This is a genomic window from Flammeovirga sp. SJP92 (genome assembly GCF_001583495.1).
Taxonomy (GTDB): domain Bacteria; phylum Bacteroidota; class Bacteroidia; order Cytophagales; family Flammeovirgaceae; genus Flammeovirga.
The window spans coordinates 124,991-150,708 of record NZ_LQAQ01000100.1 but is presented as its reverse complement, the minus strand read 5'-3'; the positions used below and the strand labels follow the sequence as shown (position 1 = coordinate 150,708).

Sequence of the window (25,718 nt, the reverse complement as noted above, 5' to 3'; positions counted from 1 at the left end):
GAAAAATTATTTTTTGACTTAGCACACTAATCAATTCTATCATTTTTTAAGCTGATGCTATGCAACCTAATGACAAAATCAAAAAATGGAAAAGACAACATAAGCTGATTCTAACAGGAATGATTCTTTTCACTTTTACAATCATCCTTCTCCAGTTAAGTTATACATCTGTCTTGAAAGGACCTTATGGGATTTTAATCACCATAATAGCTTTGATAGGAGGATATGCCTTAGTGATTTATCCATTACATAAACTCAAGTGGTTTTTATGGGCTTTTAAAGATGAAAAGAATAAAAAGGAATTATTAAAATTAGCCGTTGAGGCAAAAATCATCCTCCAATACAACACTGACTTTTTATATGCCAATTCAAAAGAGAAAGAATTGATTAAAAAGTATTACGATCAGGCTAAAGAAAGCAATCAAAGTAGTGTGGAAAGTAATCCAATCTTTAAGGAAACCATCTTCTATAATGATAAAGGAAAACTCATTGAAAAATCTACATTAGCATTTACAATTCCTGCAGTCTTATTTATCATTTTTCTTTATCTAGGTATCTCAAAAGAATTTAAAGATTTTAGTGACAATTTTAAAAATCTTATTCCTATAGTTGCTATTCTTGCCATATTCTTCTTTATCAAAGTACTTTGGAATGTTTTCGATTCTTCCATCAAATTAAGAATCAATGAACAAGGTATTCAGATCAGAAAAAATAGATTTCATTTATGGAAAGATGTAAAACGTATTGAAATAGAAGAAACAAGAATCAAGACCGGAAATAGTTCTAAATATGTTCCTATGCTTCACCTTTTCACTAAGGATTTTGAGGAAAGATTAGACATTTCATATTTACCTGTTTCTATGAAAGAACTTGAAGATTTGATTGCTCAGTATAAGAAATTGGAAGCAAGAAAAACGTCTTTTATCAATCAAGATTTTTAATGTTATTTCAGAAATAGATAAAATAAAAGCATCATCAAAAGTTAAAATATTAAGCATTCTCAATATGGGAGTGCTTTTTTGTTTAATAATTAACTATATACTAACTACTTCTTATTCATACATTCCTATTCATTTATAATTATTCACAGAAAAAGAAGGTTTGAGATTGGTGAAATAACATGATAATTATACATTTGTGACAGCTAATTTAAAACCAGTCTAAATAAAAATGGACAAAAAAATAAACAGAACATTTTTCTGTTTTATGCTAATACTATTATCAATTACTACAAATAACTTACTTGGACAATCAACAACAAACATCTCAGGTCAAGTAATCAATAAAACTACTGGAGAAGTAGTACCATTCGCATTAGTGAGCATTGATAATGAAGGGGCAATAACAGATGAAGAAGGAAAGTTTCAATTTCCACTCATAAACTTTAAACACAATCATTTGACGATAAATGTATCATGCACTGGGTATAAATCAACGCAACTGCATATTGATACAAAAGCTCAATCTTTTTATAAAATTGAAATCGAAGAAGATTTGGTCAGCCTTGACGAGGTTGTAGTCAAGGGAGAAAGCAAATCACAAGAAATTGAAAAATCGGGTTTTGCTGTTGCTTCTATTGACATGAAGGATCTTCAAATGAAATCTCTTGAAATCAACGAAATTTTGGACCAAACTGCCGGCTTAAGAGTAAGAAGAGATGGTGGGTTAGGATCTAGGACACAAATCAATATCAACGGACTTTCTGGTGATGCCGTGAGAATTTTTATTGACGGAATGCCAATGGAATCTTATGGTTCTTCTTATTCTATCAATAGTTTACCTGCTTCTTTGATTGAACGAATTGATGTTTACAAAGGTGTTGTTCCTATTGAACTAGGTAATGATGCTATGGGTGGAGCGATTAATATTATCACAAAAGATGCTTCAAAAAATGAAGAACAAGGCGGTTCTATGAATGTATCTTATTCTTATGGCTCATTCAACACACATCGTGCTGATATCAATGGCTCATTTAGAGATAAATCAGGAAAAACAGTTAGAGTATCTGCATTTTATAATCATTCTGATAATGATTACTGGGTATGGTCTGATGATATTAAAATTAAAGATTATAGAGAGTTCCTGCCTGATGGATCTAGAAACCCCGACTTTTTATCGGTCATCAAAACTGGAGAAAAAGTAAGAAGGTTTAACGATGCCTATAGGTCATATGGTGCTAAAGTAGATGTTGGAGTGACGAATAAGAAATGGGCGGATCAGCTTTTCTTATCCATCAATGCTTCTGAAGATTACAATGAAAGTCAACATGGAGCAAGGATGTTAACGCCCTATGGCGAACGTTATTCTACTGGCTGGACCATTGCTCCTAGTGTGAATTATCAAAAAAGGGATTTTCTTACTAAAGGGTTAAACATCACTTCTAATGTACAATTTGCCGTTTCCCAAAGAGCAACTGTAGATACAACTACAAATCGTTATGACTGGTATGGAAATGTTATTCCTCCCATTGGCAATGTTACTCCTCTTCCAGGAGAAGGTAACAATTCAACTTTAAATAAAGATCAGAATACCAATATTATCGCTAGAATTTCAGCTTCATATGCTCTTGCAGAAAATCATCAATTAGGATTTAATTATTCTTTCAACCAGTATAATAGATCTTCTGATGATCCTATGGCTGAAAGAGAAAGAAGAGATTTTAATACGGCCAATATTGTCAACAAACAAATCACTGGGCTGACTTATCAGAATTCTTTTTTTAATGATCGTTTAAAGAATTCGGTATTTGTAAAGCATTATTACAACCGATTGGAACAAGAAAAAATCGAGTATTTAGACAACACTCTAGATACTACTTTTAATGTCAGACCTGATGCAAACTGGGGCTATGGTGCAACTACCTCATTTGAAATTTCACCTAGAGCTCGTATCAGTGCTTCTGCAGAACAAGCTGTTAGGTTGGTCAGTACCAATGAAGTTTTTGGTAATGCTTCTAGAGAAATTTACGAATCCATAGACCTTCAACCCGAAAAGAGTTTCAATGTAAATTTAGGAGGACAATTCACTCTGATTGATCAAACAAGAAATGATCTAAGGTTGACCTCCAACTTCTTCTTCAGAAATACCTATGACAGAATTCGAAGCAGAATCATGGAGCAAAACGATCAAAGCTACACGATGTTTGAGAATATTGGACATGTTGTTTCTAAAGGAGTGGAATTACAACTGGATTATAACATTGACAACAAATGGGATTTTATGGTCCAAGGGTATTATCTCGATTCCCGATTTATGGAAGAGTATAACTCAGAGGGGAGGAAAAACCTTCATTACATGTCTCGTGAGCCTAATATGCCTTATCTCACATTTAGTGCTAGTGCAGGAAGAGGTTTCAATTCTCTTTTCTCTACTGGAGATCGACTTCAAATCAGTTGGTATTTGAATTATATCCACGAATTCCACTTTGACTGGGACATTATTGGCAACCAAAATAAGCCTATTATCCCTTCGCAATTATTGAATGATATTAATGTGTCTTACACATTTTCTAATAAGAGAGCCACTGTCAGTTTAGACTGTAAAAATATTTTCAATCAAATGGCATTTGACAACTTTGGCGTCCAAAAGCCTGGCCGATCTATTTTTGGCAAGCTGACTTATCGTATTAATTAACCTATTCACTTAAAAAGTTAAAAATGAAAAACCTTAAGTACTTTTTTTATGGAGCTATTGCTACTGCAATGCTTGCATGTACCACTGATGATGTAGTGACAGACCCAGAAAATGGTGATAAAAAAACTGTAAAAGCAGATCACGTTGTGGCTTATTTTGATGATGATGATGCACAAGTATATATCGCATCACCTGAAAGTCTTGAAGAAGGGAGCCTATCTTTTATCAACAATGGATATCACCTAAATCCCGTACGTTCTGCTCGTATATTTACAGACAATATTGGTTGGGTATACAGTTTTGATTACGGTGGAGGATTTTTGCAAAAATTGTCTTTCAAAGATGGAAAATATACTCAAGTAAGAGAGTTGGATATTGCTCCTGTAATGGGCGGTAACCCTCATGTTCGTCCTTGGAAAATTTCTGAAGAAAAAATTCTGATTCACAACATCAATACAGTAGATATTGAAGATACAGCAGGTACAGGTATTACAAAAAAAGGTACTATGTATGTAACAAGTGTGAAACTTCCGGAAGTTTCCATCGCTGATATTGCTGAAACTTGGGACGTTCCTCAAACGGAATGGGATATTGCCGAGCAATCTTATATGTTTAGAATTGATGCACCTACTGTAATGGGAAATAAGATTTACTATGGTGTAGGCAGAAGAGACGTTGTAGACGATAGCTCGGATGGTTTAACAGGTATGCATACTTTAGTATTGGATTATCCTTCTTTAGAGAACCCTAACTATATCCGTTCTGAAGCAGGGCATGGTAATACAAATGGTTACCGTGGTTTGAACATGACAGAGATCAACGGTTATGTTTATCAAGCCAATGATGCTAGAGATGGTAACCCTACAGTAATGACTCGTTTAAAAGATGGTCAGTATGACAATGACTGGTCATTTGATGTAACTGCTGCATTTGGAGGTGGAGAAATCAGAACAAACAAATGGTACCACGTAGGTAATGGAATTATTTTCATGTCTGTAGAGTACACAAGAGATTCTAACAACTGGGGGCTTCTTCGTATCGACCTTAACTCACAGTCTGTTACTAAAGTAGATGTTCCTGAAGCAGATATGTTCTCTTACCAAACGGCTCAAACTAGAGACGGTAAGTTCTATATGGCTATTGCTCCAAATGATACGAACATCACTCCAAAAGTATATATCATTGATATTGAAACGTCTGAAGTGGAAGAAGGTCTTCTTTTAGATGAAGGTAACATCAGAATTGAAGGTATCTTCTAAATTCTCTTTGAAGAAAGCCAAAACAATAGGAATTACCTAAGAGCATGTTTGAAACATCTCTGGTGAATAGTGTGATTCCTGTTTGTATAAAACCAATTAATGAAATGAAGAAAAGTAAATATTCTTTCAAACAGCTTTGTGCCGATTTACACCTTTGGTTAGGAATTGCTACAAGTATTGTTTTAGTGATTGTTTGTTTTACAGGGACTATTTATACCTATGAAGCAGAAATCAAAGCTTTTTATGACCGTCATGTATCTTCAGTAAAATCTACTGATGGACAAAAAGAGAGCGTGGATCAATTAGTAGAAAAATTATCTAAAGATCACACTGTATTTTCTATTAAAATTCCGGCAGAGGAAGAAAAGGCCTATGTGATCAATATGGCCACGCCTGAGGAGATTAAGGAAGCAAAAGACAGTAAAGAAAGAAGACGAAGAATTGGTGGACAATATTATGTCGATCAATATTCTTCTGAAATTTTAGGTTCACCTAATCCCACTGCTCAAAAAAGCATGATGACATTGATGATGATACATCGTCATATAGGTTTAGGTTGGGATATTGGAAGACCTATTGTGGGGTGGTCAACCATTATTTTTATCATCATTTCATTAACTGGATTTGTACTTTGGTTACCGAAAAAATGGAAACAGCTTAAAGGTGGTCTTACTTTTAAAAAGAATGCCGGTTGGAAAAGAATCAATTATGACCTCCACAATGTCTTAGGTTTTTATAGCTTGATTCTTATTTTACTGATGGCCATCACAGGACCTTTCTGGTCTTTTGATTGGTACCGAACGGGATTGAATAAAATGCTAACCGGGCAAGAAAAATTTAGTCGTGGAGAAAAACCGAAAGTAGATAAAGCTTCCTTAAAAGGACCTTCTACAGTGACTTATGAGGAAATTCTTGCAAAAGCCAACAACAAATTAGATTATAAAGGTGATGTATCATTAAGCTTACCTTCGAAAAAATCTCCTTTTGTTACCCTAAGAAAAACGAATAAGGCTTCTTTCTTCAGTTTACAATTTACAGATCAGCTTTACTTTAATCCCAAAAATGGAGAAATCGTGAAAGCTGAACTTTTCCAAGATAAAACATTAGGACAGCAACTGATGAGCTTAGTCAAAGCAATTCATTTGGGTTATGTATTCAGTGGTTTCTCAAAATTACTTTATTTTCTTTCTTGCTTGATTGCAACTACTTTACCTGTAACAGGTTTAATTATTTGGATCAATAAATTGAAGAAAAAGAATCAAAGAAAAAATAAGCAAAGTAAGGCCGTATTAGCCTAACTCATTTACACCCTTATAAAAACTGGTTTAGGGAATCAATATTCATTTCCTAGCCAGTTTTTGACTATAAATTGAACAAAAAAAATAAGGATACCGCACTGCGGTACCCCTAATTGTGAAAAATTTCGTGATTGAAACTTTTACCATTCTATGTTACTGTAATTTAAAATTGTAAGTTGTACTTACTTTTTTCTCCTTTTTAATTTTTTCACCCCTTTGAAACCGTACTCGTCGTACGCTTCTTTCAAGTCAACTGTTTCTGTTGTACCATCTGATAATGTGATTTCTACAAGGTAATCACAAGTACCGTCACCGTAGTTTACCGTAATTGTAGATTCACCTTTTGTCATCACCTCAATACCTGATACGGGTGCCAATACTGGCTTATCTCCACCACAATCTTTTACATATGATAATGGTTCTGTAATCTCTGTTGTAAAGCTTTCACCCTCTAAAGAACTTGTTACTGTTAATGAACCTGTGACAGTCTTCGTACCATCAATTGTTTCTACATCAACATTTCTAACAATTTGTTCTGTGTAAGCTTCTGTTGTATCTGTAGCAGCAAACGATAAAGATAAGTTTACTGACTTTGAGATATCTGAAGAAACTGGCTTTGGCTTGTCGTTTTCTTCAGTACCTTCTTCAAATACAATTGTACCTTCCATTGAAGTTGTACCGTTTACTACTCTTCCATTTTCAGTGAAATCTTCAAACGTTGTTGAATGACTCACTTCTCCTTCTACTCTTGTGTGAACCTCAGTCACTTTACCTGATACTGTTTCGCCATCTTTGCTTTCACATGCTCCATTACTGAAGTCAAATACTACTGTTTTAGTATCGCCTTCTTCCGTTTTTGTAACATCTGCACATTCTACATAATGTCTAAGATGGAAACGCTTACCACACTCACCTTTTCCTTTTTTAGGTCTTCCTTCTTCTCCTTCGCCTACTGATCTAGCATTAGAAGAAGTTTCCAACGATAGTCCTCTTTCCATTGCATCATCTGTTACATTATCTGTATAATCTTGCACTTCAAGGTTAACTGAAAGTCCTGAAGCTTCTGTAGATGCTTCTTCTAAAGCTGAAAACTGTGCGTCCGTTGTAGAGCCGTTGTCCATATCATTACAAGCAACCATTACAGATAAAAGAGCGATTCCGATTCCAATGTTTCTTAATTTCATTTCGTTAGATATTTTAAGAGTTAAAATAGATTTTTTGTTTTGGTGAACTGCTTTATTGCAGTGTCATTCATAGAAAGGGAGGCACCTCATTTTTGTACTCAAAAAATTTCATCTTTTTTCAAAAAAAAAATCAAAAACCCTCAAAACAGCTCAGAATCAAAGATTTTTTCTTAAATTAATTTCATCTTTTTTTATCATTATTTCCAATTCTATCTAAACTACACCAATGAGAAGAGTACATTTATTCGAATTTGAAGATCAAAAATGGTTTCCTTCCTTTTTGAGAAACTATGGAACGGACTTTCTGCAATTTCTGTCCAACAAAACAAAAATGTATGCACCTATTATTCCTGTTATTGAAAAAGGACTTGCAAAAGCAGAAGCAAAACAGATTATCGATTTGGGATCCGGCGGAGGAGGTGGATTGGTTTGGCTCAATGAAGAACTACTGAAAAGAGGAAATGATCTTAAAATATTGATCACAGACCTTTACCCCAACCTGCCTGCTTTCCAGAGCACAAAAGAGCAATCTGATAATTTTGAATTTATTGACCAGTCAATTGATGCCCGAAATGTTCCTGAGTCATTGAAAGGTTTGAGGACACAATTTTTATCATTCCATCATTTTCGACCTTCTGATGCAAAACTGATTTTAGAAAATGCAGTAAAAGCAGAAGCACCTATTGCCATTTTTGAAGCACAGGAAAGAAGTTTTCCAAGTGTAATTGCAATGCTGTTTTCTCCATTGACGGTATTATTTACTACACCTTTAATAAGACCTTTTACTTTTGGAAGATTATTTTTCACTTATATATGTCCTATTGTTCCATTGTTTGCCTTATGGGACGGAATCGTTTCTTCTTTCAGGACCTACTCTGTTGAGGAAATGAAAGACCTGATCCAACAAGTTGAAAACCATGAATCGTATGATTGGGAAGTCAACAAAGTCAAATCAGGTCCTGGGGTGATTTTGTATTTATTGGGTACTAAAAAGTAATCTACAGTTTTTTCACCCAAATCAATATACCTGTAACTGGAAGAGAACAGGCTATCATAGTTACAATGAAATAAAGGATAATACCTGATAAACCTAAAATTTCGCCGGTATGAAGTGGAAGAGAAACTTCCATAAACTGGTCTGCAATACTTTGATCAGAAAATAAGACAAGTTTTTTGAATTTACCATCTTTACCATATTTCACATGGTCAGGCACCACCGCAGAGAAAATACCCTCCTGTTTGATTTTTGTGATTTGATAAAGAGGATTATCCTCTGTTGGAAGCTGGATTGTGGTGATACCTTTATAAGGTAAACGTTGGCTGGCATCTTTCAGAAGAGTATTTAAAGAAACATTCGCCTCTTTTTTCTTTTCTTCCTGATTATCCATAGACTCTTCCAAAAAGGATGCAAATACATTCGACAGTTCACCTTTCATTGCTTCTGCATTGGATGCATTCAACACGGGTTGCCCTCCTAATGAGACAACTACCGCACTTTTTACCCAAGCGTAAGAAACATATAAACCGGTGATAGAAATAAAAAGTAGCAATAAGAATGTATAAAAGCCTAACGTGTTGTGAAGGTCATAAACCACTCTTGCCCATTTGGCTGACCATTTAATTTTAAAGCCTTGCTTCCATTGTTTTTTATTTTTTGGAAACCATAATACCAACCCAGAAATCAGCAATATCACAAAAATCAAAATCGAAATTCCTACCAGATGATTTCCCACTTTACCTAGTAAAAGGTTTTTGTGAATACTCTTCATCAAATCAAAAAAAGCTCCTGTAGACCGGCTGCTACTTCCTATGATTTCACCTGTAGAAGGATGTATATAATAATGTCCGTCAAATTCTTCTTCTATATCATGATAAGCTACCAAAATGTTTCTTGAAAAATCACTGGGGTAAATAATGTTGGTGATGTTTTGGCTTTTCTGCTGAAAATTGGTTTTAATTTGATCAGGTTGAATCCAATCTGTTTGCTTCGTTTCTTGATTGAAAACAACTTCATAATTGAGCAGTTCTGAAATTTGTGTTTTGAAGGAATACATTGCCCCAGAAAAACAAACTACAAAAACCACTACACTTGATAAAAGTCCGAGCCACAGATGTGACACGGACATAATGTATTTGAAAAGGGATTCCTTTTTTCTTTTTTTTCTGAATAAGGATTGTTTCAGACGCATTATCCTCTTTCGTTTTTACCTCTATAGTTTTCTTTCTTAATCAACTCCAAGTATTGAGCGTATTGCTCCTCAGTGAAGATTTTTTGAAGTGCTGTTTTACGGTCTTCATTAAATTGATTCCAATACATATTGGCTGCTTCACCATTTCCATGATAGTGATCATGAGCATCTCTGAATGCTTTTGCAAATGCCTGGTTAACTGCTTTATACTTTACAGTTTGAGCAGAATCTAAAGCAAGCGTCTGGATAATTTCTGCTTTCAACTCATCAGAGTAATCGGATTGACCTGGCATATTTTTCTTGATGAACTCATGCACAAGTACTTGTTGTTCTTCATTCAAGAAATCTTTGAACGCTGCCTCTTGTTTTGTGTAAGAAGTCTTCATGATTTTCATAAAACCTTTACGGTTCATCTTACCTGAAGCCTTCATTTCTTCCATCTGCTTTTGTCTTTCTTCATCACTTGAAGCAACTACAGCATCATATTTTTCAACTTGTGCATCTGTTAGATTAAGCTCCGCTTTTAATTTAGAGAAATCAATTCCTCTTCTTCTTTTCTCTTCAGAACAAGAAAAGAAAAGTGTAACTGCCATTAATAGTACTACTAGCTTTTTCATATTATTTTCTAAATTTTAAAAAATAAGGAGGCTTAAAAATCTCAAGACCTTTACCCTCCCTATTTTATTCTCTATTCCAAAACGACTTTTAAACTGATGGATAGCTCATCAACTTAAAAAACCTTTATTTTCTTTATTTATAAACGCCTTGTACAAATACGTTTCCTCCATCTAATTGAGCTCCTTTTACAGCATCAGTACCAGAGAATTCCCAGATGTAAGCATTTTCAGTTGATGGACTTACAGCCATATAAAACTTATCATCTTCAATGGCACCGCTTTGGTAGTACCACATATTTGATTTTGGAACTTCAGAAAGAACTTCAACTGTTTTAGCAGTCACATCAAAATAAGCCATATCATAAGTGTCTTCTACATCACTACCTAATGATAAATCATCTAATGCTACGTAACCTTTACCTCCACCAACATGATGGAAATTGATAGAACCTACAGCTCTTCCAATTACATCTGTGATATTGAACTCATAGTTAGCGTCATAATTACCATTGGCATCCAATCTTGTGATTACTGCATCTGAACCTCCAGTTGTCATATTGATTTGATATACATAATCTTCATGTACAAACATTGCAGTACCTCTATAACCATAAGTATCACCTTGAGAAGCATCAGTTGTTACAATTTTTGGATTTGCCAATGACGGCCAATCTAAAATGATAGAAGCCATTTCATCAGGACGAGGTGTGCTTTCGGCATCTGGCTCACCTACAGTTCTGTAACCAGTACCATAGTATACTTTATTACCACTGATCACTGGAGCATCCACTCTGAATACATAATCTTCACCAACAGAGAATGTACCTAACTCATGTTGTACATAATCTTCTGCCTCATTGAAAACCAAACCTGGCAAACCAACTTTTACAACTTGTAATGTCACTGTAATACTTCTTTGGTCTTCTGAAGTCTCACGTAATACATTGTGTGCTAAAATATAATCATCACTTACCGCCGCAAATCTTGGATATTCACCTACCCACTTGCTAAGGTTTACAGTTTGTACTTTCGTATAACTTGAACCGCCATCATGCTCCAACTCATATATTTCACCTGTACCATAATTAAGGTTATATACTCTTCCACCTGCAGTTGTTACTCTGGCAGAACGCACACCTTCCATTTGGTATCCATTATTGATAAAAGTAAGCGTTGTATCTACTAAGTTGGCTGTAGGTTGCATAAATACTGTTGCGTCACCATCAGGATCAGCTACATCTGCTGCAATATGAAAAACTGTTTTTTCAGTTTCTTCACCACCTGCTGAAGGCTCATCATTCTTTTCACATGAAGTTAAACCAAATAGAGCAGTTGCCACGAACAAACTCGCTAATTTTGAAGTAGTTGATAGTTTCATTGTATGATTTTAAATTATATGATTTCTAAAAAATGGAATAACTCACTTTGAAGTATACTCCTCTTCCAGGTTGTTGAATTGCGAAATTGTCAAACACCTGTTCATTAAATAAATTCTTGATATCTAAGCTTAACGCCAATTTGTTTTGAGGGAAACGATAGGATGCTCCTAGATCATTTACAAACTGCGTTGGAATGATGTCTTTATTGTCACTCCCTATATTTTCCCAATAGCGGAAGTATTCATATACATATCTCATGTTCCAATACACTTGTAATTGACCTTTTGAACTTAATAAGTCACTCAAGTCATAACGCATATTGGTATTGAATTGCAGATAAGGAGCATTTTTCAAACGTGAATTATAATGCAAGTTTTTATATCCGTCTGCTGTATATTTTGTCTTGTATCTTGTATCGTTGTAAGAGCCTGAGAAAGTGAAAAACAATTTTCTATTGTAGTCATAATCAACCTGCACATCCACGCCTTTTGACAGGATTTTCCCAAAGTTCTCATAGAAAAATAAATCACCTCGTGTATTCACACTTCTCTGAATCATATTGGTCACATCTCTATAAAATAAAGTAGTGGAGAGTGTTAAACTATGATCACCTAAATACAGTTCTCCATATCTAAACCCTAAGTTCATATTTTGACTTATTTCAGGCTCTAATCCTAGATTGGAAATTGCATTTTCAGCACCATTACCAAATATTTCATCAGGTACAGGTAATCTTACTGCTTGTTCTGCTGAAAACTTAATTGTCAATTTTTTAGTCAAGTCATAGCTTGAAGCAATACCATACCCATAATTAATATCCGAAGTTTGCTTTGGTAAAGGATGGTATTCTCCACCACTGTAAGTATGATATAATGCATCTACCGAATACGCATATTGTTTTACGAAAAGGTTCGTTCTTAATTTATTGGTAAACGCACTATTCGAATATGAAAGCCCTATAATACTTTTGTTGATTTTTTGATAATCATTACTTGTATCACCTCCTAATTGAGCTTCTCTATTAAAACCTGTTCTTTTGTAATCCGTGATGATTCCACTTAGGTTTAAAATATTATCATTATTGAAAGCATAAGATACATTAAACCTATTGATCAGTGTTCCCTCATCAGTGGTAGAATGAACAGGGCCTCCTGCTTCTCCTCCACCCGGGTTTTCTCCCCAAATTTCTCCATACCAATTATACTTGTTGGTCGTAGTATCTACTAATGTTCTAGAATTTATGGCATATGAAGAAAATAAATCCACATCCAGTCCTTCCGTAAATAAATCCTTCTTTTGATATGTAATACTTGGAACTATATTCCCTTGTGTATAATGTCTTTCGCCAAAAGGCACATTCATAGTGGCACCATGCTGTACTTCTTTATACATATCGGAATACACTAAGCTCACCAAAAATTGATTTGCCCATTTTGTATCAGTAAACCCAATATCTAGTTTTGTACCATAGGCCTCATAACCATCATTAAAACGTTTGGCTCTTACTTCTTCTACTCTACCATTTTCAGGGTTTGTCACTTTTACATCATCTCCCCAAACCTCATAATTATTATCTGCATAATTATAAAATAAAGAGCCTCTGAAAGTAAAACCATTATCTTTATTTCTATGAGCCCCATTTAATGCTACCTGATGTGTATTAAAGGAACCTATGGAGTAAGAAAAATCCAATGTATTTTCTTTTCCTTTTTTAGTTTTTATATTGATTGCTCCACCTAAAGCATCCGACCCTAAAGTCACAGGAACAACACCTTTGTATACTTCTATTTCTTCAATCAAATTGACAGGCAAAGAATTGATAGAATAAGATGGTCCATAATATTCCATGGGAATTCCATCAATAAAAATTCTTACTGCGTTTCCGCTCAATCCATTAATGCTGTACTTTGTTCTAGACCCTAATCCTCCTTCTTGTCTTACGTTAATCCCAGAGGTCTGATCTAATAAAGTATTGAGTTCAACAGATTGAATTGCTACTTTTTCAGTATCAATTTTTTGAGCTGAAAACCCTTGCTTCTCCATTTGAGTTTCTTCTGACTCCCCAATAACCATTACTTCATCTAATTCTACCTCACTCTCTGATAATGAAATAACTAAATTAGATATACCTTTTTTAGTGACATTTATGGTTTTCAAATAAGGCGAATACCCCATGTGCGTAACCATCACTTCATGCTTTCCTACGGGTACTTTAGGCAGCTTAAAAAAACCGTCTATATTAGTATAACCTCCTTTTTTGAGATCTTTCAATTGGACCGTACAAAAAGGAATATTATCGTTTGTTTGACTATCAATTACTTTTCCTGAAACGATTACTTTATTTTGACTAAAGGATAACGTGATTGAAATAAAAAGTAAAAAAATAAAAAAGAAGAAGCGTTGTATCATACAACTCACATTTGCTTTATTTAGACTAATTTTAAATAACAATACAATAATACTGTCTAGAATCATTCTAAACAATGTTGTTATTATTTATTTACCAAATTCGATGAAAAAATTTCCGAATTCGATATAACGAGAAGTGTTTTTAGTATTTCAAAGCAAAACGATTAACATACATTCAATAACAGCTCTCTTTTTAATAATTCTTTGAATTGTACTTTTTCAATTCGAATAATGTTATAACTTTGGCCACTTATCAAACGAATAGATAAATTAGATACGATTACCCCCTACTTTCATATGAGGGTAGGAGGTGTATCTATTGTATTATTTATAGTAAGTACTAAGACTAAATTATTTCATACTAACTCCAATTATTGTTTTATGATTCTAATGAAGAATTAATTAGCTTCAATTTTTAGCGAAGTACTTATTATTGTGATTACAATACCCTGATATCTAAGTCTGAACCTTACTTTTTGTTCATAGTTAAAAGAAATGATTAACTTAGCTGTGATAATAAGTTCTTCAGCTTCAAGTATAAGATTGACTTTTTAGCATGCAAATACATATCATTCTTGCTCATTTTTATACTTCAAGTATTTTTTTACTTCATCTTAGTTCCGCTTCAATAAATGTCACAGGACCTTTTACATTGGAAACAACTTAAGGAAAAAAATGATGCTTCAGCCATCAAGTACTTTTATGATCAATACATAAAATTATTGTACAAGTACGGTTATCATTTTTGTCAAGATGCTAGTCTTGTGGAAGACTGTGTTCAAGATTTATTCCTCCGTTTATGGGAAAAACGCTCCTCTTTGGGAGATACTGATAATGTGAAACTGTATTTAATGGTTTCTCTGAAAAGGAGTATTTATGAAAAGCTGAAGAAAAATTCTAAAACCACAGTTACAGAAGAAGTACCTGAGGATACATTTGATGTGACCTTTACAATGGAAGAGCAAATTATTTCTTCTGAAACGGATCAGCTCACAAAAGATAAGCTTCTAGAATGTTTGGAAACACTCTCTGGAAGACAAAAAGAGGTGATCTACTTAAGGTTTTACAATGGTTTTACGCCTGAGGAAGTCAGTGAAATCATGCAAATCAGTAATCAATCTGTCAGAAATGTTCAAGCTTCTGCATTGAAAAAAATGAGAAACAACATGGACGACCCTCTACTTATATTGTTAGTTGGAAAAATAATTGAAAGTTTTTTCACTGAAATATAGTACAAATCAATTTTATAGCTCTTTACTGAATATACCTCATTGAAAATAAGATGTCTGCAATTGATAAATATATAGAGAATAAAGAATTCGTCACTTGGGTTTTAGGAGATGTTTCTAAAGATGATTATTGGAATAAATACCTCGAAGAGAACCCTGAGGAGAAGGAAAATATTGATAAAGCCATAGATTGGGTCAAGCAAGTAAAAGTAAAAGATCATTATTTCTCAGCACAACGTGAACGTGAACTCTGGAAAGAAATTGATCAGAAAATTGCTGATTCAAATTCTCCAATCAAAACAAAAACCATATCATTCAAGAACACTTGGTGGAAATATGGTGCCGCTGTGATTGTACTGGGTATAATTATCAATTTCTATTACAGAAATTTCGTACCTCAGCATCACGTGGATACTGCACGTAAGGGATTCACTAATAATATCACCCTGCCAGACGGTTCAACAGTCAACTTAAATGCAGGAAGTTCTATTTCTTACGACAAGAAAAGTTTCAAAGCAGGACGTTACATCTCTCTGAAGGGGGAAGCCTTCTTTAACGTAGAAAAAGGACAAACTTTCCAGGTTAATACAGAACTTGGTACAGTTACTGTGCTTGGGACAAGCTTTAATATATTGGCGAGGAAGCAGAAATGGATAGTCAGCTGTTATACGGGTAAAGTGGCGGTGAAAGATAAGGATGGCAATCAAGTTATCCTGACCAAAGGAAAAGAAGCTGTTTATAAAAATGGCAGCTTTGTAACCAATACACATTCCAATACACAGCCGAATTGGCAGAAAGGATTGTTCAAATATTCTAATGCTCCGCTGGAAAGTGTATTTGAAGAAATTCAAAGACAATTCGATATCCGAATTATTTACAAAGACTCAGGTATTCAAAAATTACGCTTCTCGGGAACAATATCGAATAAGAATCTAGAAAAAGCACTTGATATTATATCCAAATCAATGGATATCAATTACAAGATCGACAACAAGAAAAAAGAAGTTGAAATCTCTTATTAAACATAGCTACTTATTACTTATACTACTTTTCTTGAGCCCATTGTTACTTTGGGCACAAGGACCACTCTTTACGGCTCAATTTCACGGTCAACCGCTCAAAAAAGTCCTCAAAGAAATTGAGCATCACTTTGGTGTGTACTTTTCTTTTAATGACAAATTACTGGATAATAAAGAAGTCAGTATAGCTTTTGATGAAGCCACATTAGAAAAATCACTAGTGCAGGCCCTTGCTGGCAGTGACTTGGAATATGAAGTTTTGGATGAGCAATTTATCGTCATTCGAAAAAGAGTCATTCAAAAAATCAATATTCAAGGTATAGTCAGCGACACTGAGCATAACACATTGCCATATACCACCATCGAATCTTTGGTGACCAACAAATATGCAGTTTCTGATGCTGATGGGAAATTTAGTGTTTCTGTCCCTGCCAATGACACTTTACTTATCAAATTTCTAGGGTTTGAAGATTTGGCTATTCCTGTCACAGATTTGGATACTTCCAAACCTTTGGACATTGCTCTAAGAGTAAAAAAGCAAAGCTTACCGGAGTTGGTCTATGAAACGCAGCTTGATTCTATTACATCACTGATTGATCAGCAAAGCAGAGGCAAGAATGTAAAAAATGCAGGTATTGGCAACCTTCCTACTTCAAATCAAGAGAATATTTTTTATGCATTAAAACTTTTACCAGGAGTGAGTACTACAGGCTTATCTTCTGCCTTGGAAGTAAGAGGAGGTGAGACAGACCAGAATCTCACGCTCATTGATAAATATCCTATGTATCAGCTAGATCATTATTTTGGACTTCAGAGTGTGGTGAACCCTGATATTACAAATTCGGCTACCCTTTATCCTGGTGGTTATGATTGCTTATTCGGTGCCAGAGTATCCAGTATTTTAGATATCGGCTTGAAAAATCCAACACTTCATCATACAGAAGGGAATGTTGGGGTAAGTCTTCTAGGTTACAAAGCGTATCTTTCAACACCTATCATTAGAGGTAAACTGGCTGTTTTAGGGACATTCAGAAAGTATCATGGAGCCATAGAAAGACTGTTGTATGATAGAGATTTACAAAGTGGAGAAAGTAAAGAATTTGCTGAAGGAGAAGAAAGCATCAGTATTCATAACCAAAGTGTAAAACCTGACATCAACTATCATGATGCTAACGCTAAGGTAATTTATCAAATTAATAAAGATCACTCGTTGTCATTCAGCTATCTTTATTCACAAGACAATTACTTCTCCTCTTTTGAAATTCCAAGACCATTAAGAGATCCACCCAGAAGAAACGGGGGCACCCCTCCTCAGCCAAAAGTGAACTCTGATACAAGAGAATGGAGCAACAATGCCATGTCTTTAGAATGGAATTCAAAGTATAAAAAAGTCAATTCAAGTGTTTATTTCACTTACTCTGATAACACACGTAGAAACGATAAAATCTTTTATAGAAGAGACACAACAGAACAAAATAGACTAAAGAAACAAACTACTTTCAGCTACCAGAAAATGCAGGATATCAGCTTTCATTCTGATCAGCAAATTTTCTTAAAAAATGGACGTTTGGATGTGGGAGGCATTTACACCTATTACTCGGTGGTGAAAGATTTGAAGCCAAACGGATTTCTAATGAGAGAAGTTGACAGTCTTACTCATTCCAATTCAGTAGGGCTTTATACACAATATAACTTCTTGCTCAATAAACTTTCACTGACTGTTGGAAGTAGACTTTGGTATTATCAACCTAGTGGAAAAAGTTATTTAGCACCAAGAATTCAAGGCAGTATGCCTGTTGGAAATAGTAATTTGTTTAGTCTTAAATTCTCTGCTGGTCGTTATTATCAATTTATAAGAGAATTGTCAGATGAGTTGACATATGATTCTTACTGGATCATTTCTGATGATGTCAATATTCCTGTCATCACTTCTAATCACTTTATTGGTGGCGGTACTTTCAAGTGGCTCAACCATGCTTTTGATGTGGAAGCCTATTACAAACAAAGTACTGGTGAAATGTCTGATCTCACTTTCAGAAATCCCGTCTATTTCAAAAAATACGTTGGAGATGGAGAATCTTATGGCATAGACTTAATGTACGAATACAATGCTAGACGCTGGTACTTCTACGCTAGTTATGGACACAATCAATATAACAAACAATATACACCAAAAGAAGCAGAAAAAAAGAGAACGGACATCCTTCAGCTTGCTAGTATGTATAAAAGGAAAAGATGGAAAGCAGGCTTCACTTGGGTAATTAAAAACACTTCTTATGATTTTAATGAATTATTAAATGTACCCTCAACTCCCAATCAGGAATTACCAAAAACCACTGATATAGAACCTTATGAGGTGCCTCTTTATCATCGTTTAGATTTTTCATCAGAATATCATTTCAGAATTGGAAAAAGAATGAAGGGTGAAATAGTACTCACTATCTATGATTTATACAATCAGCAAAACACAGAAGAACGACAAGTCACTCAAATCAGCCCAGAAGTAACCAATAATTATGAGTACGTACTCACAGATATCTCACAGCTAGGCATCACGCCAAACCTATCATTTAACCTTATTTTTTAATAAAATTCACATTTTGTTAAAAAAAACAAATAGAAATATGTGTAATTATTTGTATAAATAATATAACATTTTAAATTTGTGATATAAATCCAGTACGTGAATTACTTAATCTATTCAAAAATCTAATAACATTGTGGCCGTTTAGCTAAACCGGTTGCGTGTGTGTTTGCACGAGTATAACTACTTATTTTTACGTGTAAATATGATTTTTTACTACTTATAAATTCTAAATTAATGATGAAAAAGCAGAGTATTAACTATCCGAAGAACTCGCCTCAGGCCGATTTAAACAAAAGAAAAGTAACATTACTCGAACAAGGATGGAATGAATCCGATCGTCTTTACATGGATCGTCTTAAAAAAATGCTACTCGACAGCCAAGGGTACATCGACAAATTACACAAAACTGTCTATGACAAAAACAGACGTCTTAATGACATGCAAAATCACATCTACTTTTTAGAGGATGAGTTGTATGCATTAACTCAGGATAACAATGTTCAAGAAAACAATGCTCAAGAATTAAATACAATGGTTTACGACGAAGCCGTTTAATTATTCAAACAGCATGAACTAAAATCTTACAATGTCAATGGGCGTTGTAAGATTTTTTTTATGTCTTGATTTTTTTCTCAATCGCTTCAGTTTCTATATATTTAGGCTGGTAATATAGATGTATTAGAAATTATACATCAAACTTTATCTAATTTTTAACCTGAACTCAGGTTTTTACTTCCATCAACAATCTTTTAATATGAAAAAACGATTATCCTTATTAATCGGATTCCTATTTGTGCTTTTTCTATCGGCACAAGCACAGAATAAACAAATAACACTTGAAGACATCTGGAGAGACTATAAGTTTTACCCTCAATCAGTTAATGCTGTTCGCTGGATGAAAGCAGGACAGTTTTACACAAAACTTAAGGACAACAAAATCATTAAAAATGATGTGACTACCGGAAAAGAAGTAGAAACAATCTTAGACGGAAGTACATTATCTCCTCAAATCAATATTGGCGATTATTCTTTCTCGGCTGATGAGAACCAAGTCTTATTAATGACCGAAAGAGAAGCAATTTACCGCCGTTCTTATAAAGCAGAATACTTCGTATACAACTTTGAAACAAAGGTATTGACTAAGTTATCTGCAAAAGGGAAACAATCTTATGCTACTTTTTCACCTGATGGAAAGAAGGTTGCTTTTGTAAGAGAGAATAACCTTTTTGTAGTGGATCTTTCGGATATGAAAGAGACACAATTGACTACTGATGGCAAATTCAATCATATCATCAACGGTTCAGCGGATTGGGTTTACGAAGAGGAGTTTTCTTTTGCTAAAGCATTTTTCTGGTCGCCTGACAGCCGTAAAATCGCTTATCAAATCTTTAATGAAACAGAGGTACCAGAATACAATATGCAACTTTGGGGTGGCCTTTACCCTAATGACTACCGCTTCAAATACCCTAAAGCAGGGGAGAAAAACTCAGTAGTTGCTGTAGCTGTTGTAGACCTTGAAAATGGTAATAAGCATACAAAATTAGATATCGGTATAGCAACTGATATTTACATCCCAAGAGTGAAATGGACTACGGATGCTAACACAGTGTCTATTATCAGAATGAACCGCCTTCAAAATAAATTAGAAATCTTACACGCTAATGCTTCAACAGGTAACAGCAAAGTGATTTTAACGGAAGAAAGTAAAACATATGTTGACATGGATTACTGTGATAATCTTACTTATTTGAAAGACGGAAAACACTTCATCTACACTTCAGAGATGAGCGGTTATAAGCACATTTACTTATACAATACTGATGGTACTCAAGTACGTCAAATCACTTCTGGAGACTGGGAAGTAAGCGAGCTTGTAGGCATTGATGAAAACAGTAAAAAAGCAGTTCTTTATTATGTTTCAAATGAAGTAGCTCCATTAGACAGAGACTTCTACTCTATCGATATTTATGGTAAAAAGAAAGTAAAGCTTTCTACTAAAAGCGGTCAGACTCATGTTAATATGAGCAATGACTTCAGCTACTACATTGCGAAGCACAGTAACTCTGAAGAGGTTTCATCTACTTCTTTATACAAGACAAAGAAAAATCAGTTAGTAAAAGTTTTAGAGGATAATGCTGACTTTAAAACGTTGATTGAGAGCTATGGTTTTGTGAAAAAAGAGCATTTCACTTTCACAACAGAAGACAATGTAGAACTTTTCGGTTATATGTTGAAGCCTGCTGATTTTGATGAAAACAAAAAATATCCTGTTTTAATGTTCCAATACTCAGGCCCTGGTTCTAATCAAGTGGCTAACTCTTGGGGTGGCGGTAACTTTGCTTGGCATCAAATGCTAACGCAAAGAGGATATATCGTGGCCGTGGTTGACCCTCGTGGTACTGGTTCGAGAGGTAGAGATTTCAAACATGCTACTTACGCTCAATTGGGTAAATTAGAAGCCATCGATCAAATTCAAACTGCGAAATGGTTAGGAAAACAAAACTATGTGGATGCTGGTAGAATTGGTATCTGGGGATGGAGTTTTGGTGGTTATATGTCATCGTTATGTTTGTTTACAGGTGCAGATCAATTCAAAATGGCCATCGCCGTTGCTCCTGTTACAACATGGAGATACTATGACACCATCTACACAGAGCGTTTCTTAAAAACTCCTCAGTTGAACCCTTCTGGATACGATGATAACTCTCCTATTCAGCACGTGAACAAACTAAAAGGTAAGTTCTTCTTGATCCACGGTACGGGTGACGACAACGTACATGTTCAAAACTCATTCGACCTTTCTAATGCTTTAATTCAAGCTGGAAAACAATTCAGTGAGTTCTTCTATCCTAATAGAAACCACGGTATCTATGGTGGAAATACAAGACTTCACTTATACCAACAAATGACTGAATTTGTTGAGAATAATTTATAATTCATTCTTTGACTAAATTAAAAATCCCATTGAAATGCTTTTTCAATGGGATTTTTTTGTCATGCTAGTTTTCAATTTTAATTCAACCCTAACTCCTCCAACCTCTTCAAATCTGCTTTCAGCATCTCTTGCGTCAATTGATCAGAGTCTCCGTATTGCTTTCTTAAATCCTCCAATTTCTGATGCAATGTATCCTTTACCTCAGCATAAGAAGGATCTGTATATACATTTTGCATTTCATCAGGATCTTTTTCCAAATCATACAATTCCCACTCATCCACATCATAGTAAAAATGAATCAGCTTGTAACGTTTTGTTTTGATGCCGTAATGACGCTTTACGCCGTGAATGCCCGGATATTCATAATAATGATAATATAAAGCATCTCTCCAGTCGGTTTTCTTCTGTTCCATCAATGGAAGCAGTGAAGCTCCTTGCATATCTGTAGGTACTGCCACACCTGCCGCTTCTAAAAAACTTGGAGCGTAATCAATATTCTGTACTAAATCTTTATTGACTGATCCTGCTTTAATATGTCCTGGCCATCTTACCATCAATGGTGTTCTGAAAGACTGCTCATACATAAATCTTTTGTCAAACCAGCCATGTTCACCTAAGTAAAAACCCTGATCAGAAGTATAAACTACAATTGTATTTTCAGCTAAACCTGTTTGATCCAAATAATCCAACAGACGGCCCACATTTTCATCTACACTCACCAATGTCCCAAGATAATCTTCCATGTAACGTTGGTATTTCCAAGCTGTCAATTCTTTTCCTTTTAAATCACTGTTTTTAAAATCTTCATTGATGGGGCCATACACTTCTTCCCATTTTGCCTTTTCTTCAGCTGTCATTCTTTTCAAGTTCTTGGAATAGGCAAAATCATACCATCCCATAAAAGGCTTGAGACCTTTGGCATCTCTTATTTCGGGTTCAACTTTAGTATCATTAGTCAATCCCATATGATCTGAAATTCTCATTTCTGCCTCTTGTGCCGCTTTTCCCCTGCCCTTATAATCATCAAACAAAGTGGCAGGCTGTTTTATTTTCTGATCTTTGAAAGCTTGAAGGTGCTCCATGGCCACCATCCATTCACGGTGAGGTGCTTTATGATGAACCATCAACATAAACGGTTCTTCGTTCTCTTTTCTTTTGTCTAGATAAGCAATGGCTTTATCAGTGATAATATCCGTTACATAGCCTTTTTCATTGATCATTCCGTTTGGCGTTCTGAAATCAGGCTGATAATAATCTCCTTGATCTGGCAACACTTCCCAATAATCAAAACCTGTTGGCTGAGATTTTAAGTGCCATTTCCCCACAATAGCCGTTTCGTATCCCGCATTCTGTAAGATTTCCTTGATCTGGCAACACTTCCCAATAATCAAAACCTGTTGGCTGAGATTTTAAGTGCCATTTCCCCACAATAGCCGTTTCGTATCCCGCATTCTGTAAGATTTTCGGATAAGTGATTTGTGTAGAATCAAATACATCCAAATTATCTTTTACCGAGTTGAGGTGACTCATTTTCCCTGTCAAAGTCACCGCTCTACTTGGTGAACAAATAGAATTGGAAACATAAGCATGATCAAAACGCATCCCTTCATGGGCCAATCTGTCAATGTTGGGAGTATGAATCAACGAAGTGTCATAAGCACTGATAGCCTGATAAGCGTGATCATCAGACATGATATAAATGATATTGGGTCGTTTCGTTTTCTCTTCCATTTTCTTTTCCTGACAAGAAAACAGCAGGGTACTCAATGAAAGAGTGATGATAAGGGTCGTAATATTTTTCATTTCTTATTTCGTAGTTATATGTTGAGCATGCTTGACAAAATGCCAAACATGCTCTCTCTATTCATTTCAATTCTAAAATACTGATTTTCTTAATACTGTTGCCCCTAAAGGCTTCATCGTTGAAGTTACTTTTTCTCCTTTTGTATTTTTGAAATCCACTTCCAAAGCCACACTTTCAAAAGGGTTACTTCCCTCTACTTGATTGACTTTAATGGATGCATTAGAAACTAATTTATAAGTGGCTTTCTCATCTTGAGTGTAAGCATATTTTTGATCTTTGAAATCGCCTTTCCATACTTTCACTTCTTCTGCCGTTCCTTCTAAAGGCAATGCAAATAACAATGGCCCATAAGAAACATATTCTCCTTGTGACTCTTGATGGATTTCAGGTGAAAAGCCCATTTTAATAGTAATAGAGGACTTGTCCACACCACTAGGGATAATTACATATCCTTTATTATTGGCTGAAAATTCTTTTCCATTTACTTCAAATCGCTCTGCCCACTGAGGTACTCTTAATGCTAAATCAAAAGCAGTATTTCCCACTACTTTCAACTCCACCTGATCTGAAGCAGGATAATTGGTGACTTGCTGAACCTTCACTTTCTTTCCATTGACAATTGAAGTGAAAATTGACGGACCGTATAAATCCAAATACAAGGTATTACCATCCGTCTGCCACATATTTTGAATAAAATAAGGATAGATTCTTCCGGCATTCGGAGCACAACAAACTGCTATATCTTTATGAACTGGAGAATATTTAAAACGATTTTCTTTCGATTCTTTACATTCATGATCATTGATATGACCGCACATCGAATAAGAATTATCACTCTTACAATAAGCGATAGAAGAATGGTGCGGATGTCTTGCTCCTTGCGCCGCATTGAACAGCAACCACTCTATTTTATCGCCCCATGCACTGTTATGATCAAATTTATTCAACACCGCATAGCTGTCTAGCAATTCCTGCAATGAGCAATATTCATAGCCTGTGCTATCTGCATCAGCATGTCTGCCGAAAATCCATTCATCTCCAATAGGGCCACCACTTACACTGACTACATCCTTCAGCTTCTCTAAATAATGCTGTAAACCTTCTTTGTATTTAGGATCATCCGATGTATAAGCCGCTAAAGTCAAACTTCTCAAGTGTTCATAAGTATGTACCCCGTGACCTTTAAATTTATAACTTTTATCCGCCAGATTTTTCAGTAAAATATCCTCTTCCGCCATTTGATGAAGGTTATAATCATCCAGCAAGAATTTGGCAAAATCTAAATATTTCTGTTCTCCTGTGATATCAAATAATTGATCACAAACATCCGTAAATGTCAATCCATGACCTACTCCAGCAAAGGGTTTTACTGTTTTAAAAGGAGTCGATTTCCCAATAGGATACGCCTGCATTGTCACATCTACCGCTTTGACCACTGCTTCTAACACTTTTTGATCATCCGTTGCTTCATAATAGGCCAACAGTCCTCTGAATAATGAAGCTTGAGCCCATAATTCACCATTTTCTGTAGTATGATCATAGCGTAAATCATCTGCATATACACCAATATATCCATCAGGATCTTGAGTAGCCAGTTTTTCATTGACATACTTCACTACTTTGGCTATCGCTTCCTTGTCACCTGTCAGCAAAGCATTTCTGATATAGCCGTCCCACCAATTGGATTGAGTTTCTGAATTCCACCACAGAAACTGCACATTCCACTCACCTTCTGAGTTGACAGCCCCTACGTCTTTTGATTTTACTTTTTTGGTTAAACGGTCTTTACCGTAAATATCATCTTCTAGGATTAAATCAGGAACAAGTTCGTCTAAGTGTCCTACAAATCCATCTTTCAGGTCATACTCCATCTGCTGTTTGATCCAACCTTCCGGATGAACATCTCCAAACTGCACTGTTTTGATTGTTGAATTGATCTTTTTCATTTCATGACATCCGTTTAAAAGAAATACTAGAATGGGAAGGGTTAAGTATAAGTTCTTCATATTGTACATCTTAGTTTTTTTTCAATACTCAAAAGTAATGTACGAAACAGCATCAAACTTTGTATATTTTTTCAATTACTATGCATATATTGTCATTATATTATAATTCAGTAAATTTCAAGGAAAATATAATCTAATATCAAAGCAAAAAGAGAATATACAGAGCAATC

General features: G+C 35.0%; 18 protein-coding genes. 10 read left to right on the top strand and 8 right to left on the bottom strand.

Going from position 1 to position 25,718, the window contains the following annotated elements; all coding sequences use genetic code 11:
- Positions 1 to 59: 59 nt before the first annotated feature.
- From AVL50_RS26940 to AVL50_RS26925, 4 genes are all read left to right on the top strand, one after another.
- Entirely contained in the window at positions 60 to 941 is an 882-nt protein-coding gene (locus AVL50_RS26940) for a hypothetical protein (RefSeq protein ID WP_062620268.1), read from the top strand.
- A gap of 229 nt (positions 942 to 1,170) precedes the next feature.
- On the top strand, positions 1,171 to 3,633 hold the full coding sequence (locus AVL50_RS26935) for a TonB-dependent receptor (RefSeq protein WP_082796027.1): 2,463 nt from the start codon (positions 1,171 to 1,173) through the stop codon (positions 3,631 to 3,633).
- A 23-nt stretch (positions 3,634 to 3,656) separates the two neighbouring features.
- Positions 3,657 to 4,892, top strand: a complete 1,236-nt coding sequence (locus tag AVL50_RS26930) for a hypothetical protein (protein ID WP_062620264.1) — start codon at positions 3,657 to 3,659, stop codon at positions 4,890 to 4,892.
- Positions 4,893 to 4,996: 104 nt separating this feature from the next.
- The gene (locus AVL50_RS26925; RefSeq protein ID WP_063850954.1) at positions 4,997 to 6,190 is read left to right on the top strand and encodes a PepSY domain-containing protein; all 1,194 of its coding nucleotides are present in this window, start codon (positions 4,997 to 4,999) and stop codon (positions 6,188 to 6,190) included.
- A 182-nt stretch (positions 6,191 to 6,372) separates the two neighbouring features.
- Here AVL50_RS26925 and AVL50_RS26920 read toward each other — a convergent pair whose 3' ends face one another.
- On the bottom strand, positions 6,373 to 7,374 hold the full coding sequence (locus AVL50_RS26920) for a hypothetical protein (RefSeq protein ID WP_062620261.1): 1,002 nt from the start codon (positions 7,372 to 7,374) through the stop codon (positions 6,373 to 6,375).
- Between the two features lie 226 nt (positions 7,375 to 7,600).
- Between AVL50_RS26920 and AVL50_RS26915 the strand changes: the two genes are divergently transcribed.
- Positions 7,601 to 8,371: a hypothetical protein gene (locus tag AVL50_RS26915; protein WP_062620259.1), complete on the top strand. Its 771-nt coding sequence runs from the start codon at positions 7,601 to 7,603 to the stop codon at positions 8,369 to 8,371.
- 1 nt (position 8,372) lies between these two features.
- Here AVL50_RS26915 and AVL50_RS26910 read toward each other — a convergent pair whose 3' ends face one another.
- From AVL50_RS26910 to AVL50_RS26895, 4 genes are all read right to left on the bottom strand, one after another.
- On the bottom strand, positions 8,373 to 9,494 hold the full coding sequence (locus AVL50_RS26910; protein ID WP_172826930.1) for a PepSY domain-containing protein: 1,122 nt from the start codon (positions 9,492 to 9,494) through the stop codon (positions 8,373 to 8,375).
- Between the two features lie 68 nt (positions 9,495 to 9,562).
- Complete coding sequence (locus AVL50_RS26905) at positions 9,563 to 10,180, bottom strand: hypothetical protein (protein WP_157491596.1); 618 nt, start codon at positions 10,178 to 10,180, stop codon at positions 9,563 to 9,565.
- 133 nt (positions 10,181 to 10,313) lie between these two features.
- Positions 10,314 to 11,558 (bottom strand): hypothetical protein, encoded by a 1,245-nt coding sequence (locus AVL50_RS26900; protein ID WP_062620253.1) that lies wholly within the window; start codon positions 11,556 to 11,558, stop codon positions 10,314 to 10,316.
- A gap of 25 nt (positions 11,559 to 11,583) precedes the next feature.
- Positions 11,584 to 13,968, bottom strand: coding sequence for a TonB-dependent receptor (locus AVL50_RS26895; protein WP_172826929.1), 2,385 nt, complete (start codon positions 13,966 to 13,968; stop codon positions 11,584 to 11,586).
- Between the two features lie 632 nt (positions 13,969 to 14,600).
- Between AVL50_RS26895 and AVL50_RS26890 the strand changes: the two genes are divergently transcribed.
- The 5 genes from AVL50_RS26890 (at position 14,601) to AVL50_RS26870 (ending at position 21,738) form a co-directional block, all read left to right on the top strand.
- On the top strand, positions 14,601 to 15,200 hold the full coding sequence (locus AVL50_RS26890) for an RNA polymerase sigma factor (RefSeq protein WP_062620250.1): 600 nt from the start codon (positions 14,601 to 14,603) through the stop codon (positions 15,198 to 15,200).
- Between the two features lie 50 nt (positions 15,201 to 15,250).
- On the top strand, positions 15,251 to 16,219 hold the full coding sequence (locus AVL50_RS26885) for a FecR family protein (RefSeq protein ID WP_062620248.1): 969 nt from the start codon (positions 15,251 to 15,253) through the stop codon (positions 16,217 to 16,219).
- The gene (locus tag AVL50_RS26880) at positions 16,203 to 18,803 is read left to right on the top strand and encodes a TonB-dependent receptor (protein WP_172826928.1); all 2,601 of its coding nucleotides are present in this window, start codon (positions 16,203 to 16,205) and stop codon (positions 18,801 to 18,803) included. Before AVL50_RS26885 ends, AVL50_RS26880 begins: the two co-directional genes overlap by 17 nt.
- Before the next feature lie 363 nt (positions 18,804 to 19,166).
- Positions 19,167 to 19,358: a hypothetical protein gene (locus AVL50_RS26875; RefSeq protein WP_172826927.1), complete on the top strand. Its 192-nt coding sequence runs from the start codon at positions 19,167 to 19,169 to the stop codon at positions 19,356 to 19,358.
- Positions 19,359 to 19,557: 199 nt separating this feature from the next.
- Positions 19,558 to 21,738 (top strand): S9 family peptidase, encoded by a 2,181-nt coding sequence (locus AVL50_RS26870; protein ID WP_062620243.1) that lies wholly within the window; start codon positions 19,558 to 19,560, stop codon positions 21,736 to 21,738.
- 77 nt (positions 21,739 to 21,815) lie between these two features.
- Here the strand turns inward: AVL50_RS26870 and AVL50_RS26865 are convergent, their stop codons facing one another.
- The 3 genes from AVL50_RS26865 to AVL50_RS26855 all read right to left on the bottom strand — a co-directional run bounded on the left by AVL50_RS26865 (position 21,816) and on the right by AVL50_RS26855 (position 25,488).
- On the bottom strand, positions 21,816 to 23,063 hold the full coding sequence (locus tag AVL50_RS26865; protein ID WP_253764326.1) for a sulfatase/phosphatase domain-containing protein: 1,248 nt from the start codon (positions 23,061 to 23,063) through the stop codon (positions 21,816 to 21,818).
- Positions 23,023 to 23,541, bottom strand: coding sequence for a sulfatase-like hydrolase/transferase (locus AVL50_RS26860; protein ID WP_082796024.1), 519 nt, complete (start codon positions 23,539 to 23,541; stop codon positions 23,023 to 23,025). Before AVL50_RS26860 ends, AVL50_RS26865 begins: the two co-directional genes overlap by 41 nt.
- Positions 23,542 to 23,613: 72 nt before the next feature.
- Entirely contained in the window at positions 23,614 to 25,488 is a 1,875-nt protein-coding gene (locus AVL50_RS26855) for a beta-L-arabinofuranosidase domain-containing protein (RefSeq protein WP_062620239.1), read from the bottom strand.
- Positions 25,489 to 25,718: the final 230 nt, after the last annotated feature.